The organism is Ferdinandcohnia salidurans, from assembly GCF_042680725.1.
Classification (GTDB): Bacteria; Bacillota; Bacilli; order Bacillales; family Bacillaceae_L; genus Ferdinandcohnia; species Ferdinandcohnia salidurans.
The window spans coordinates 1-13,496 of sequence record NZ_JBHUEK010000026.1; the positions used below are offsets into that span (position 1 = coordinate 1).

At 38.7% G+C, this 13,496-nt stretch carries 13 protein-coding genes and 1 riboswitch; of the genes, 10 read left to right on the plus strand and 3 right to left on the minus strand.

Going from position 1 to position 13,496, the window contains the following annotated elements:
• Positions 1–294 precede the first annotated feature (294 nt).
• The 6 genes from ACFSFW_RS18210 (at position 295) to ACFSFW_RS18235 (ending at position 7,787) form a co-directional block, all read left to right on the plus strand.
• Positions 295–1,479, plus strand: coding sequence for a M20 metallopeptidase family protein (locus ACFSFW_RS18210; protein WP_388040358.1), 1,185 nt, complete (start codon positions 295–297; stop codon positions 1,477–1,479).
• A gap of 21 nt (positions 1,480–1,500) precedes the next feature.
• A complete protein-coding gene (locus ACFSFW_RS18215; protein ID WP_304214828.1) occupies positions 1,501–3,027 on the plus strand; it encodes an AbgT family transporter in 1,527 nt (508 codons plus the stop codon).
• Between the two features lie 205 nt (positions 3,028–3,232).
• The gene (locus tag ACFSFW_RS18220) at positions 3,233–4,111 is read left to right on the plus strand and encodes a DMT family transporter (RefSeq protein ID WP_304214826.1); all 879 of its coding nucleotides are present in this window, start codon (positions 3,233–3,235) and stop codon (positions 4,109–4,111) included.
• A 110-nt stretch (positions 4,112–4,221) separates the two neighbouring features.
• Positions 4,222–4,323: riboswitch (SAM riboswitch) on the plus strand.
• A 117-nt stretch (positions 4,324–4,440) separates the two neighbouring features.
• On the plus strand, positions 4,441–5,544 hold the full coding sequence (locus ACFSFW_RS18225) for a 5-methyltetrahydropteroyltriglutamate--homocysteine S-methyltransferase (RefSeq protein WP_388040360.1): 1,104 nt from the start codon (positions 4,441–4,443) through the stop codon (positions 5,542–5,544).
• Positions 5,545–5,672: 128 nt separating this feature from the next.
• Positions 5,673–6,437 (plus strand): SDR family NAD(P)-dependent oxidoreductase, encoded by a 765-nt coding sequence (locus ACFSFW_RS18230; protein ID WP_304214954.1) that lies wholly within the window; start codon positions 5,673–5,675, stop codon positions 6,435–6,437.
• Positions 6,438–6,470: 33 nt separating this feature from the next.
• Positions 6,471–7,787: a Na+/H+ antiporter NhaC family protein gene (locus ACFSFW_RS18235; protein ID WP_304214824.1), complete on the plus strand. Its 1,317-nt coding sequence runs from the start codon at positions 6,471–6,473 to the stop codon at positions 7,785–7,787.
• Positions 7,788–7,853: 66 nt separating this feature from the next.
• On the opposite strand, the gene clpP is transcribed toward ACFSFW_RS18235, so the two are convergent.
• Both clpP and ACFSFW_RS18245 read right to left on the minus strand, forming a co-directional pair.
• A complete protein-coding gene (clpP, locus tag ACFSFW_RS18240) occupies positions 7,854–8,456 on the minus strand; it encodes an ATP-dependent Clp endopeptidase proteolytic subunit ClpP (RefSeq protein ID WP_304214822.1) in 603 nt (200 codons plus the stop codon).
• Between the two features lie 4 nt (positions 8,457–8,460).
• Complete coding sequence (locus ACFSFW_RS18245) at positions 8,461–9,177, minus strand: sigma-70 family RNA polymerase sigma factor (protein ID WP_304214820.1); 717 nt, start codon at positions 9,175–9,177, stop codon at positions 8,461–8,463.
• Between the two features lie 184 nt (positions 9,178–9,361).
• Here ACFSFW_RS18245 and ACFSFW_RS18250 point away from each other — a divergent pair, with 184 nt between their 5' ends.
• A complete protein-coding gene (locus ACFSFW_RS18250) occupies positions 9,362–10,099 on the plus strand; it encodes a pirin family protein (RefSeq protein WP_304214818.1) in 738 nt (245 codons plus the stop codon).
• Positions 10,100–10,162: 63 nt separating this feature from the next.
• On the opposite strand, the gene ACFSFW_RS18255 is transcribed toward ACFSFW_RS18250, so the two are convergent.
• On the minus strand, positions 10,163–11,086 hold the full coding sequence (locus ACFSFW_RS18255) for a DsbA family protein (RefSeq protein ID WP_304214817.1): 924 nt from the start codon (positions 11,084–11,086) through the stop codon (positions 10,163–10,165).
• Between the two features lie 212 nt (positions 11,087–11,298).
• On the opposite strand from ACFSFW_RS18255, the gene ACFSFW_RS18260 reads away from it, so the two are divergent.
• The 3 genes from ACFSFW_RS18260 (at position 11,299) to ACFSFW_RS18270 (ending at position 13,415) form a co-directional block, all read left to right on the plus strand.
• Positions 11,299–11,868, plus strand: coding sequence for a TetR/AcrR family transcriptional regulator (locus ACFSFW_RS18260; protein WP_304214815.1), 570 nt, complete (start codon positions 11,299–11,301; stop codon positions 11,866–11,868).
• 89 nt (positions 11,869–11,957) lie between these two features.
• On the plus strand, positions 11,958–12,182 hold the full coding sequence (locus ACFSFW_RS18265) for a DUF378 domain-containing protein (protein ID WP_304214814.1): 225 nt from the start codon (positions 11,958–11,960) through the stop codon (positions 12,180–12,182).
• 177 nt (positions 12,183–12,359) lie between these two features.
• A complete protein-coding gene (locus tag ACFSFW_RS18270) occupies positions 12,360–13,415 on the plus strand; it encodes a C45 family autoproteolytic acyltransferase/hydrolase (RefSeq protein ID WP_388040364.1) in 1,056 nt (351 codons plus the stop codon).
• The last annotated feature ends 81 nt before the right edge of the window (positions 13,416–13,496 follow it).

The following is a 13,496-nucleotide window of genomic DNA, read 5'->3' on the forward strand; positions in this document are numbered from 1 at the left end:
TTCGTTGGTAAAGTGCCCTTATAGGGCGAAATCAAAACCGCCCGTTCTACGGGCGGATACTTACTTTTTTAAAATAGGGATTATTCCGGAAAATACAGTGTAATTCAGGTGCTGTGTACTCGTATTGATACAAAAGACAGAATGAAACTATTAATTCCGAATAATATTAATATAATTTTCCATTGAAATAGTTTTTATATTCTTATATCATGTTAACGTACTAAAGTATTTTTGCTAGAAACTAAATATAAGATATTTTTTAAAAAATTACTTAATGAAATGGGAGATGTTACTTTGAAAAAGAATGAGATCCTTCAACAATTAGATGATGTTTACAAAGATGTAATCGAATGGCGTCGTTATTTACATCAAAACCCAGAACTTTCTTTTCAAGAGGATCATACCTCTCAATTTGTATATAACCTTCTTGAAAGCTTTGGTGGTTTTGAATTATCTAGACCGACAAAAACGAGTGTAGTAGCCCGCTTAAAGGGATCTAAGCCAGGTAGAGTCATTGCTCTCCGTGCAGATATGGATGCTTTGCCTATAAAAGAAGAAACTGGGCTTCCATTTACCTCAACAAAAGATGGAGTCATGCATGCTTGTGGTCATGATGGTCATACATCGATGTTGTTAGGAGCAGCTAAGATTTTGACAGCGCATAAAGAAGATTTAAGTGGTGAAATCGTGTTTCTTTTCCAACATGCAGAGGAACTACCTCCTGGAGGCGCACAAGAAATGGTTGCCGCTGGAGTTCTTGACGGAGTCGATGAGGTTGTTGGTGTCCATTTATTTTCAACAGTTCCATTTGGTACGGTTCACATCCGCTATGGAGCATTAACAGCAGCAAGTGATGTGTTTGAGATTTCTTTACAAGGTAAAGGGGGACATGCTTCAACTCCTCAATTAACAATCGACCCTCTTGTGACTGGTGCACAAATTGTTACAGGTCTTAATCACATTGTCTCACGATCCATTGATCCACTAGAGCCAAGTGTGGTGTCTGTGACTAAATTCCAAGCTGGTGGGTTAGCATTGAATGTCATCCCTGATACTGTTGAAATTGGTGGATCCGTTCGAACATTAAGTCCCGAAGTACGTGAACTTGTTAAAAAACGTATCAGTGAGATTACTGAAGGTATTGCGAAAGCAAACGGTGTTGAAGCAAAGGTAAACTATACGTATGGCTATAGTTCGGTTATGAATGACAAACACGTAACAGATGAAGTTGTACAGGTTATTGAAGAGTTCTTACCTGATCGAACACTTGAGTGGGTTGATCCGCTTCTTGGTGGAGAAGATTTTTCTGCATTCAGTAATGAAAAACCTGGTTGCTTTGTCATTATTGGTGCAGGGAACGAAGAAAAGGGAATCACATATCCACACCACCATCCTAAATTTGATATTGATGAAGAAGCGTTGAAAGACGGATTGCGATTCCACGTCTTTACAGCATTAACATTAACTAACAATAAATAAGCATCACAGAAAGGAGATAGTATGTCGCAAACTACAACGAAAAAAAATAAAACATTTTTTAATCGAATGCTGGATTCGATTGAGTACGCAGGGAATAAGCTACCTGATCCAATCGTATTGTTTATTATTCTTTGTGCCATTACCTTAATTTCATCTTATATTGCATCGTTATTCAATGTATCAGCAACACATCCCACGACAGGAGAAGCGGTGGAGGCTATTAATCTCTTAACTGGGGATGGTCTAGTTGCAATTTTACTAAATTCAGTGACGAACTTTACCGCTTTTGCTCCACTTGGTATGGTTCTTGTTATGATGATTGGGATTGGAATGGCTGAAAATAGCGGATTCTTCTCAACGATTATGAAGCGTGCGGTCTTAACGACTCCAAAAAAGCTAATTATTCCAATCATTATTTTAATTGCGATTGTAGGAAACGCAGCTGGTGATGCAGGTCCAATTGTATTGCCGCCACTCGCAGCAAGCGTATTAATGGCTTTTGGATATCATCCACTCGTGGGACTCATTATGGCATATGCCTCCACACTTGGAGCATTTGCTGCAAACTTCATTATTGGCATGTCTGATACACTTGTCGCTGGGTTTACCGGTCCAGCTGCTCAGACGGTAGATCCAAATTATGTAGCAAATCCTGCTATGAACTATTATTTTATCGCGGTATCAGCAATTGTCCTGTTATTTGTTTCTGTATGGGTCACGCATAAATTTACGATTCCAAGATTTGGGGAATATACAGGTGAAATTGAGGCAATTGAAAACATTTCATTAGATGAAAGTCGCGGACTAAAATGGGCAGGAATATCTACAGCTGTCTATGTAATTGTTTTATTGGCGCTGATTATTCCTGAAAATGGCATTTTACGTAATCCGGAAACTGGTTCGATTATCGATGGATCCCCATTAATTTCAGGGATTGTACCATTATTAACAATTTTCTTCTTTATTCCTGGTTTCTTCTATGGACTTGGTGCCAAAACAATTACTAGTTCAAGAGATTTTGGAAATATTTTAGGAAAATCGATGAGCACGATGGGACCTTACATTGTCTTAGTGTTTTTTGCCGCACAATTACTTTCATTCTTTAGCGAGAGTAATCTAGGTCCAATCATTGCGATTAAAGGGGCTAACTTCCTTAATGATATAGGGATAACAGGTGTTCCGTTAATCATTTTGTTCATTATTTTTGTTGCATTTGTAAATCTGCTAATTGGAAGTGCATCAGCAAAGTGGGCGATTCTTGCTCCAATCTTTGTACCGATGTTTATGTATTTGGATTACCACCCGGCCTTTACACAAGCCATTTACCGCGTGGGAGATTCGATTACAAATCCTATTACCCCAATGCTTCCATATCTGGTACTATTATTATCTTTTGCGAAAAAATACGATAAAAATATTGGGTTAGGAACATTGATTTCTGGATTGTTTCCATACACGGTATTCTTCGGTATATTCTGGATCATAATTGCAGTGATTTGGTACCTAATCGGTGTTCCAGTTGGACCACAGGGACCGATTCATCTATAGAGGGACAGATTACGAGATTAAGATTTTTTACGTAAAAGATTCAGGAAATAAAAATATAGGCTGACAATTTAAATAAAGCAATGTAACATGTGAAACAGAGAATCTCATATTAGAGATTTTCTGTTTCATTTAGTTTTAGGACATTTTGTGCCTGTTCTTTTGCCACATAGGGGAAGAGGGCGGGACTATAAATAGGAGTAGGGATATGAAGGCAAAGTTTATTTTTATAGGAGTAATGCTGATTTTTGGTAGTATTGGGTTGTTTGTGAAGAATATTGATCTTTCTTCGAGCGAAATGGCTTTATTTCGGGGGACAATTGGAAGTTTGTTTTTAATTGGTGCCAGTTTTCTAGTAAAGCAAAAGTTTTCATTGAAAATGTCAAAACGGAATCTTATCTTACTGCTTTTATCCGGGGCAGCGTTGGGCTTCAACTGGATTTTTCTATTCGAATCTTATCGATATACAACTATTTCGAATGCTACACTAAGCTATTATTTTGCCCCAGTGTTTGTTATGATTTTGGCACCGCTATTATTGAAAGAAAAATGGACTTGGATGAAGGGAACTAGCATTGTATTCGCCTTTGTAGGTTTGCTTTTAGTTGTTAATCCAGGTGCTGAAACATCGGCAGGAACATACAACCATCCTGTAGGCATTTTGAATGGCTTACTCGCTGCAGCTTTTTACGCAAGTATGATTCTAATCAACAAGTTTATCAAAGGCCTATCAGATTTTGAAACTACCATTATGCAGCTTTCAATGGCTTCGATTGTACTGTTTCCATACGTTTTAGCTACGCAAAGCCTGAATTACTCAGGACTTGGTCTACAGTCAATCAGTCTATTACTAATGGTTGGGATCATTCACACAGGGGTTGCGTACCTATTATATTTTTCAGCAATAAAAAAATTAAAAGGTCAAACGATTGCCGTATTAAGCTATATTGACCCCATTTCCGCTGTAATCATGGCTGCCATTATCTTAAATGAAAGTATGAACCTCATACAAATAGTCGGTGGCATCTTAATCTTGGGATCTACTTTTATAAGTGAGATTAATTGGAAAAACACTAAAAAGTCGTAGAGCGTAAGAAGTACACAACAAGTCGATACCAAAGGTTTATTTGGAAAATTACTATTGACAAATTTTACATTTGAGCGTAAAGTTTAATTCATAATTTAATATTTCGAATTTTCTTATCCAGAGAGGTGGAGGGACTGGCCCTTTGAAGCCTCGGCAACAGACTTTTTTAAGTACTGTGCCAATTCCAGTAGCAACAAGCTAGAAGATAAGAAGAGCGGGACTTCATATGTCTATCCAACCCTCTTCTTATTTGCAAGAAGAGGGTTTTTTGTGTGGGACGGAGGGACAGGTCCCTTGTCCCAAAATTAAAAGGTAGGAGAGGTTTTAAAATGACAAAAACGTTAGTAAAGGCTCCATTTCGTGCAGACCATGTAGGAAGTTTATTACGTCCAGAAGTAATTCATCAGGCAAGAAAAGATTTTCAAACTGGAGCAATTTCAGCACACGAACTTCATGATATTGAAACAGAAGAAATTAAAAAGATTGTAGATAAACAAATTGAAATTGGCTTACATGCCGTTACAGATGGCGAGTTCCGCCGGAGATTTTGGCACACAGATTTCTTAGAGCATTTGAATGGAGTAGAGGGCTATGTTCCGAACCATGGCTTTAAGTTCAAGGAAGAAGAGACCGAGAGATACGACGTGCGAGTTATTGGGAAAATTTCCTTTAATCCTGAGCACCCACATGTTAAAGATTTCATTGAATTTAAAGAAATCGTGGGTGACCGTGCGATTGCAAAGCAAACCATTCCAAGTCCGAATCAATTGTTTAATGCTGGAATCCGTAACAAGGAAATCTATCCTGATCTTGAGGAATATGCGAATGATATTATTCAAACATATCGAGATGCCATTAAAGCCTTTTATGAGGCAGGCTGCCGCTATTTACAACTAGACGATGTTTACATAGCAGGTCTCAATGCACCGGAGATCCCTTTTAATGATAGTGGTTCAACACGTGAAGAATTAATCGAATTAGCGTTAAGAGTGGCTAATGGCGTATTAGAGGGAAAGCCGGAAGATTTAACAATTACGACCCACCTTTGTCGTGGAAATTACCGTTCTAACTGGGCATTCGAAGGAAGCTATGCAAAAATTGCTCCTACTCTTTTTGCGAAAGAAAAAGTGGATGGCTTTTTCTTAGAGTATGATGACGATCGTTCGGGGGACTTCACTCCATTAGAGTATATCCCAAATAATGGCCCTCGCGTTGTTCTTGGTGTATTTACATCAAAGCGTGGAGAATTAGAATCTAAAGAGAATATTATCGCACGTGTAAAAGAAGCATCACAATTTGTACCACTTGAAAATTTGTGTATCAGCCCGCAATGTGGTTTTGCTTCGACGCACCACGGAAATATTTTAACTGAAGAAGAGCAATGGGCGAAATTGAAATACATTGTAGATATCTCAAAAGAAATTTGGGGATAAAGGAAACAAGGACGGGGCTCTCGTCCAACTGCATTAGCAGGTGTGACGGTGTACCTGTTCCTTTTACAGGATAAAACCAAGTAATCAGACGCGAATACTTTTTTTATGAAGGCATGGAGGATACTAAAATGTATTGTATGGATTTAACAGGAAAAGTAGCTATTGTAACTGGCGGTGCCCAAGGTATCGGAAAAGCGATTGTGGACGCATTTTTAGAGTGTGGGGCTAAAGTAGCTGTAGTGGATAGAGAATTTAATGCGGAAAATTCCAATGAAAAGTTAGTTTACTTCCAGGCAGACGTTACAATAGCCGCACAGGTTGAAAAAGCGGTTCAAGAAGTAATGGAGCATTTTGGGCGTTTAGATATTTTAGTGAATAACGCCGGAATTTCAAAAATGGATTACTCCGTAGATATAAAAGAAGAAGACTGGGACCTTGTGATGGACGTGAACGCAAAAGGAGTATACCTGTTCAGTAAAGCCGTCGCAAGAATCCTGAAAAAGCAAGGGCAAGGTGGAAAGATTATCAACATATCCTCGCAAGCGGGTAAAAATGGGTACCGATTAATGGGAAGTTATGTTGCTTCCAAACATGCTGTATTAGGCTTTACAAAAACAATGGCAATTGAATTGGCTCAAGATGGAATCAATGTGAACGCGGTTTGTCCTGGCATCGTAGAAACTGACATGAAGCGTAAGGAAAGAGTAATAGGCGGTGAGTTAAGAGGGCTTAATGCTGAGCTAATAAGGCAGGAGGACTGTTCTCAGGTTCCGCTAGGTAGAACGGCTGAACCTAAAGATATCGCAAATGTTGTTGTGTTTTTAGCCTCAACATACTCGGATTATATGACGGGGCAAGGGATAAATGTTACGGGTGGAATGACGATGCACTGATTTCATCTTTTAAAATGAAAGGAGTTGGTAGAAATGGAAGATGTAAAAAAAGGAAGCTTCTCTGCGTTGTTTCCATTATTAATTTTTGTCTTATTATTTGTCGGCACTGGAGCTATTTCCGGTGATTTTTCAAATATGCCATTAAATGTTGCGATTATTATTGCTTCTGCCATTGCATTAATAATGAATAAAAAGGAAAAATTATCAACGAAAATTGATATATTTACAAAAGGTGCTGGTCACCCCAACATTATGCTGTTGGCGGTTATCTTTATTTTAGCTGGTGCATTTGCTGAAACTGCAAAAGGCATGGGGGCAGTTGAGTCTACCGTAAATATGGGGTTAACTTTTATTCCTAGTAATCTATTAATGGTCGGATTATTTGTTGTCGGTTGTTTCATTTCTCTATCGATGGGGACATCAATGGGAACGGTTGCCGCACTTGCTCCAATTGGTATTGGCATTGCAGAACAAACTGGGATACCGCTGGCTTTAGCAATGGGAACGGTCATTGGTGGGGCGATGTTTGGAGATAACCTCTCGATGATATCTGATACTACCATCGCAGCGGTACGAACACAGCAAACGAAAATGAGTGACAAATTTAAAACTAACTTTCTGATTGTGTTACCTGCCGTTATCGTATCTGCAATCATTCTTTGGTTCGTTACTGCTGGTAATAGTGTTGAAACTTTAGGAGATTACTCATATGAGTTTATTAAAGTAGTTCCATACCTAGCCGTCCTAATTGTTGCTTTACTGGGAGTGAATGTCTTAATTGTTCTTCTAGGTGGGACCATTTTTGCAGGGATTATTGGTTTAGTTGATGGTTCTTACACCTTGACTGGATTTATAAAAGCTGTTTCCCAAGGTGTTATTAATATGGAGGATTTAGCCATTGTTGCGATTTTAATCGGAGGTATGATTGGCATTATCCAGCATAACGGTGGTATCCAATGGCTTCTAAACTTTGTAACGAGTAAAATTAAAACGAAAAAAGGGGCAGAGTTTGGAATTGCTGGATTGGTTAGTGTCACAGATTTAGCTACTGCTAACAACACAATTTCTATTATTATCACTGGTCCATTGGCAAAGAATATTGCTGATGAATACCAAATTGATCCACGAAAATCTGCAAGTATTCTTGATATATTTTCGAGTAGCTGGCAAGGGCTTGTTCCATATGGAGGACAAATGCTTGTCGCATCAGGGTTGGCGGCAATTTCGCCATTAAGCATTTTGGCATATTCCTATTATCCAATTGCAATTTTAATATGTGGTATTATTGCCATTCTAATTGGATTTCCAAGATTTGAACGAAATAAAGGTAAAAAAATAAAGGCTGCATAACAAATCCTGAAAAGGTAAAAAGCGATTACCATTTGAGAGTGGTATTCGCTTTTTCTATAAAGATGGTTATTTAATTATTCCATCAATTATCCCGTATTCCTTTGCTTCTTCTGCACTCATAAAATAGTCCCGATCAGTATCCTTTGCTACCTTCTCAACTGGTTGACCTGTGCGTTCTGAAATGATTTGATTGGTATGTTCTCGAAGCTTAAGGATGCGTTTTGCGGAAATTTCAATCTCAGTTGCTTGGCCGCGCACCCCACCTAACGGCTGATGGATCATGATTTCACTATTTGGGAGGGCAAATCTTTTTCCTTTTGTTCCGGCTAGCAAAAGCATGGCACCAAAGGATGCAGCCATACCTGTACAAATGGTCCTAATATCTGGTTTAATATATTGCATCGTATCAAAAATGGCAAAACCAGCAGAAGTAGAGCCACCGGGACTGTTAATATAAAGGGAAATATCTTTATCGGGATCATCAGCTGCTAAAAATAATAGCTGTGCAACTATACTATTGGCAACAGAATCATTTATTTCGTCACCAATCAAAATAATCCGATCTTTTAATAACCTCGAGTAAATATCATACGATCGTTCCCCACGACTGGATTGTTCAATTACATATGGTATCGAATTCAAATTATTTTCCTCCTTATTCGCTTGCATCTTATTATGCAGCCATAGCCATAGAGACAGTGCTTGAAGGAAATTTGTAGGATCGTGATTTTTGCATAGAACAAGTTGGATTTGTGTTTTTCGATAAAGAATGGATAGAAGGTATCGTCCTGATTAATATGGATGGATCTTGCTTGTTTAAAGATTCATATAGTACTTTTTGAATCTGCTCACGATCTTCCTCTGTCCAATATTGCTCGATAAGTGGAATTTCTTCTTTCTTCTCCATTTTCTGTTTTGCACGATACATGGCGGCTTTCACAGCAGTCTCATTTGTGTTTAATAGTTCAGCTATTTCAAGTAGTTGAAACTGAAACCCTTCTTTTAAAACAAAAATGACAGCTTGCTTCGGTGTTAGCTTACTCATAAGCTGTTGTACAGCCTCGAAGCGTTTCTCCATTTGCAGGGATTCATCATATCCATCATCAGTAATAGCTTCAAGAGACTCTTTGCTTCGTTTTCGCACTGTGTCTATCCATACATTTCGGGCTATTTTATTCAAGAGTGCTTTAGAGATTGTAGGCTGGTGCCTATAATGCTTCCAAGCCTTAATCAAGGATTCCTGCACGAGATCTTCTCCATCCCAGCTGTTTTGGGATATAAACTGGCAATATCGTCGGAGCAGCGGATAGAGATCATGAAGTTGTTCCTCAGTAAAAAATTCCTTCTGTTCTCTAAAGTCCTCTGAACCATTCCAAAGCTTACTATGCAAAACAATCACTCCTTCAGCGCGTCTCTATTTTATAAACGAATAAAAGGGTATGAAAAGATACGGGGGTAAAAAATATTTTCAAGGTTTACTTAGTTTCCATTATATGCAAAGTAAAAGCTCTCGAACAAGAAACGATTAGTAGGGTTTGTTATAATATACAAAAAGGACAAAAGGTGACCTTTCAATGTTACAAAAACTTTCTGCCGAAAAGCATTGGCAACCATACAAGGGTCCATTTACAATCACAAGAATTCAGCCTGGCGATATTTTAGAGGAGAATAAAGATTTTGCGTTCGGCTCGTTAAGTATTATCGACCATGCTGTGATGAAAAAAGGATTAACGATAAAGATGCATGAGCATGTCAACGATGAGATTTTGAGTTATGTATGGCGTGGTACAATGCATCATAAGGATTCAACTGGGATAGAGGTTCCGATAACGACTGGGCACTTAATGATGATGAATGCGGGTCGGAGCTTTTGGCATGAGGAAAAAGTGAAAAATGATCAAGTCGAAATGCTCCAAATTTTTGTTCGACCCTATGAATCCGATCTCGAACCAACGATTCAATTTCATGAAAAGCCCATTCGAAACCGTGATTGGTATCTCATGGTAGGACCTGAAGAAAGTAAAGCGCCACTGAAGGTTCGACAAAATGTCTATATTCTTGATGCGCATTTGAGGCAAGGGGATCAGTTAGAAATACCTGTTTACCAAGGCTTATCACCATTTTTATATGTTGTAGATGGTGAGCTTACTGTTGGGGATTTTCAGATTAAAAAAAAGGAAGCTGTTACAGATTTAGAGGAGCCTCTACCTTCAATAACTGGAGTAGCGGATACAACAGCTGTACTATTCTATGTCGACATGAATGCACCAGTGTCGATGGAGGGAACGATCAGTGGGAAATGGGCATATTAGTGGGACGAGGGGTCCCTCGTCCCATATTTCTTACTGGGACAGTGTACCTGTCCCTATGTCCCATTATTTTTTCACAAAGTATTTTTCGCCGAGGAGTTCTTTTTCTTCAAACGTGCCTGGCTTTAATTGGTTCTCAATGAATGCTTGAAGTGCAGAAGGTTCCAAATCGTACATCACTTCAATTTCTTTTGCAAAAAGAATTTCTTTTTCAAGCAAGTCAGATAGTGCAGGTTGCTGCTTTGCTTGCGGTGCATCTTCGCCTGTTATTTTCGATAGTCCGGAAACGTAATAATCCAATGGACGGCTACCTACAATTTTAACGCCTTTGTTTTCTTCATTTACCATAATTATTGTTGGAAAGCCTCTGGCACCAAGTTTCGCTGCAAGAGCAAAGTCTTCGTTTAATAATTGTTGGCCAACTTCAGATTCTGCTTCTTTTACAATGGCTTCTCCATCTAAACCTAAATGATTGACATTTTCAATCATCACAGATTTTTCAGCGATGTTGTTATTGAAGGCAAATAATTCTTCCCTTGCATGGCGGAGATATTCATTTGCTTTGTCATCACCGTGATTCTTTTGAATGACTTTATACACACGAGACGGTGGGAAGGAAGATTGAACGGGATTGTCAATCATCAATGATCCATCGATTGGCATACGTGAATATTCCCCAACTTCTCTCCAATGGCCAGCAACATCTGCAGGACCATGAATTCCGTTTGCTGGATCAACAGGCCCGCCATGCCATTTTTCAAGTAATCCACCTAAGACGGTGTGGAAATTGAAATAATGTCCATACTGCTCTTTGAAACGACGGAAAGTTGGTTCAAGCGCCCAGCAATGTGAGCAGATAGGATCTGTCACATAATACAAATCAATCGTTTTCTTTGGTTGGTTAAAATCAATTACTTCCATGTCATCGTCTCCTGCTACACCACAAACACCAGTTTCCAAATCACACATTAAATTATTATTGTTTGTCATAAGAATTCCCTCACTTTAGTTTTTTGGGTCAAGGGGACAGGTCCCTCGTCCCACCATATTTTTCCTGGGACAAGTAACCCCGTCCCATTTTGTTTGCTTTGTACTTTCAGTTTAGTGGATAATGGAAAGTATATATACCAATAGAAGACTTGATTTGTCGGATATCCAACACATCGCCAAAATTGTTGGAAAAGTGGGAGGGGGAGAATGAAATGACACAAGAAAAAACAGACCCGCGAGTCTTACGTACGCGAAAATTAATTATGGATTCATTCATTGAGCTTTCAGGAAAAAAGGAATTTAAAGACATTACGATAAAAGACATCACTACGGAAGCCATGATTAATCGGGCAACCTTTTATTATCATTTTGAGGATATTTATGACTTGTTGGAAAAGGTTTTATCAGAAGTCTTGCTCATAAATTTAAATAGTGAGTCCTATCAACAAAGTGAATTAAATGAAGAAACATTTAGCATCATTTTTAAAGCAATCACTAATTTTCAGTTGTCATTATCAAATCGCTGCCACCGTGGTTATGAGGATACGATTGCCCGTATTATCCGGGACCAACTTGAAGTCATTTTTTATAAAATGTTAAAGAAACAGCATCCTACAGATGACGAAAATACCTTGAAAATTACATCAGTCATGTTGAGTTGGGGAATGTACGGGGCTTCTGTAGAGTGGAGAAGAAATCCGGATAATGTCAGCCCAGAGGAAATGATCAAATCAGCAGTACCTTATCTAAAATACGGAATTCATTTAAGGAAAGTGAAATAGGCACGGCGTAAAATTTTATAAAACGTTGGGTGTATATTTTTAATTTTTATTGCAAAACCTAATATTACTAAAATTAAGGGGCGATAAATATGAATGGATTACAACGTTTAGCTCTAGCTTTAGTAATTATTGGTGCAATAAATTGGGGACTTATTGGTTTCTTCCAATTTGACTTGGTTGCTGCAATCTTTGGAGGCCAAGATTCGATTTTGTCTAGGATTATCTACAGTTTAGTGGGGTTAGCTGGCTTATACAGTCTTATGCTCCTCTTTAAACCTGACAGAGAAACTGTCCCTGAGACTAGTAGAACCTAAGCAATCAGGTTGAAGTAAACTCTCGATAAAAAAGGTCAAGCCCAAGGGTTTGACCTTTTTTACGTTTCTGTAAAGAAGTCTTTTTTATTTATCGGATAGATTGGAAAATGGGTTCCATATCTTGTCTTGACAGTTTTTATACAGACAACGAGCCTAACTCAATGAGGAGGAATTAAAATGAAGAGAATTTTTGCGGATGTGATTCAGTTTCGGGGAAGTCATTATGATTTTGGTTTTATGCAGGGTGAGCTTCTGAGGGATTCATTTTTGGTAAAGAATCGGGAGCAACAGTGGAAGCTGAGAAAACCACAATTTAAAATTGATATCGATGAGACGAAACAGGTATTTGAGGATTTGGCCCCTTTTATTTGGGAGGAATTTTTAGGGCTGCAGGATGCTTTGAAGTGGTCATTGGATAAGGTCTTGATGGAATTTGGAGGCTACAGGGTCAATATCCGACCATCAGGCTGCTCTATATTAGTTGGAGAAGATTATATGATTCGAAACTATGATTACCATCCCAAAACCTATGATGGCCGTTTGGTTGCTTTTCAACCAATAGATGATGGGTATGCCACACTCGGCTTAACACAAAAAATTACAGGCAGATCTGATGGGGTCAACGAAAAGGGGTTAACGATGGGTTATACCTTTATGAATCGAAAACGTCCGGGGAACGGTTTCGTTTGTTATATGATTGGAAGACTTATTCTTGAACTTTGCTCCAATGTAGAGAATGCCGTCCAATTGTTAAAGGACATACCACACCGCGGATCGTTTAGTTATGTCTTATTCGATTCAACCTGTGAGATGCCCTTTATTGTGGAAACTTCTCCAAGAAGAGTAGAGGTACGGCAGGGATATACATGTACGAATCATTTTAAAATCCTAACAGAAGAAAATCGCCGAGTCCTAGATGATTCCAACAAAAGGCTGCAGGCTATAGAAGGAAAAAATCATTTAAATGGGCTGGAGGCGTTTCGATTATTAAATGATAGTGATAAAGAAGTCTTCTCTAAGCTCTATGGAAGCTGGGCCGGAACGATACATACTTCAGCTTATTTTCCAAAGAAACTTGAGGCCTGGTGCGCACTTGGCGGGGATCAAGAACCCACTATATTTAACTTTGCAGAATGGTTAAATGGGGCTGATTTTTCACTTGCAAAAATTGAAGGGAAAGTTGACACAGATATCCCATTCGTCAATATGGAGAAAGCGGATTGGTATAGGTGAGAAGGGGGGCAGGGCACTAGCTACTGCCTCTCTTTTTTTGTAGAAAAATCTGAAATAAGAATATGAATTCGGGTGATACCT

What these genes read in the sequence shown, in the direction of transcription:
- ACFSFW_RS18250 (WP_304214818.1), top strand. Translation starts at nt 9,362, where the DNA reads ATGTTACAAAAACTTTCTGCCGAAAAGCATTGGCAACCATACAAGGGT.
- ACFSFW_RS18255 (WP_304214817.1), bottom strand. Translation starts at nt 11,086, where the DNA reads ATGACAAACAATAATAATTTAATGTGTGATTTGGAAACTGGTGTTTGT.
- ACFSFW_RS18235 (WP_304214824.1), top strand. Translation starts at nt 6,471, where the DNA reads ATGGAAGATGTAAAAAAAGGAAGCTTCTCTGCGTTGTTTCCATTATTA.
- ACFSFW_RS18215 (WP_304214828.1), top strand. Translation starts at nt 1,501, where the DNA reads ATGTCGCAAACTACAACGAAAAAAAATAAAACATTTTTTAATCGAATG.
- ACFSFW_RS18270 (WP_388040364.1), top strand. Translation starts at nt 12,360, where the DNA reads ATGAAGAGAATTTTTGCGGATGTGATTCAGTTTCGGGGAAGTCATTAT.
- ACFSFW_RS18230 (WP_304214954.1), top strand. Translation starts at nt 5,673, where the DNA reads ATGTATTGTATGGATTTAACAGGAAAAGTAGCTATTGTAACTGGCGGT.
- ACFSFW_RS18220 (WP_304214826.1), top strand. Translation starts at nt 3,233, where the DNA reads ATGAAGGCAAAGTTTATTTTTATAGGAGTAATGCTGATTTTTGGTAGT.
- clpP (WP_304214822.1), bottom strand. Translation starts at nt 8,456, where the DNA reads ATGCAAGCGAATAAGGAGGAAAATAATTTGAATTCGATACCATATGTA.
- ACFSFW_RS18260 (WP_304214815.1), top strand. Translation starts at nt 11,299, where the DNA reads ATGACACAAGAAAAAACAGACCCGCGAGTCTTACGTACGCGAAAATTA.
- ACFSFW_RS18265 (WP_304214814.1), top strand. Translation starts at nt 11,958, where the DNA reads ATGAATGGATTACAACGTTTAGCTCTAGCTTTAGTAATTATTGGTGCA.
- ACFSFW_RS18225 (WP_388040360.1), top strand. Translation starts at nt 4,441, where the DNA reads ATGACAAAAACGTTAGTAAAGGCTCCATTTCGTGCAGACCATGTAGGA.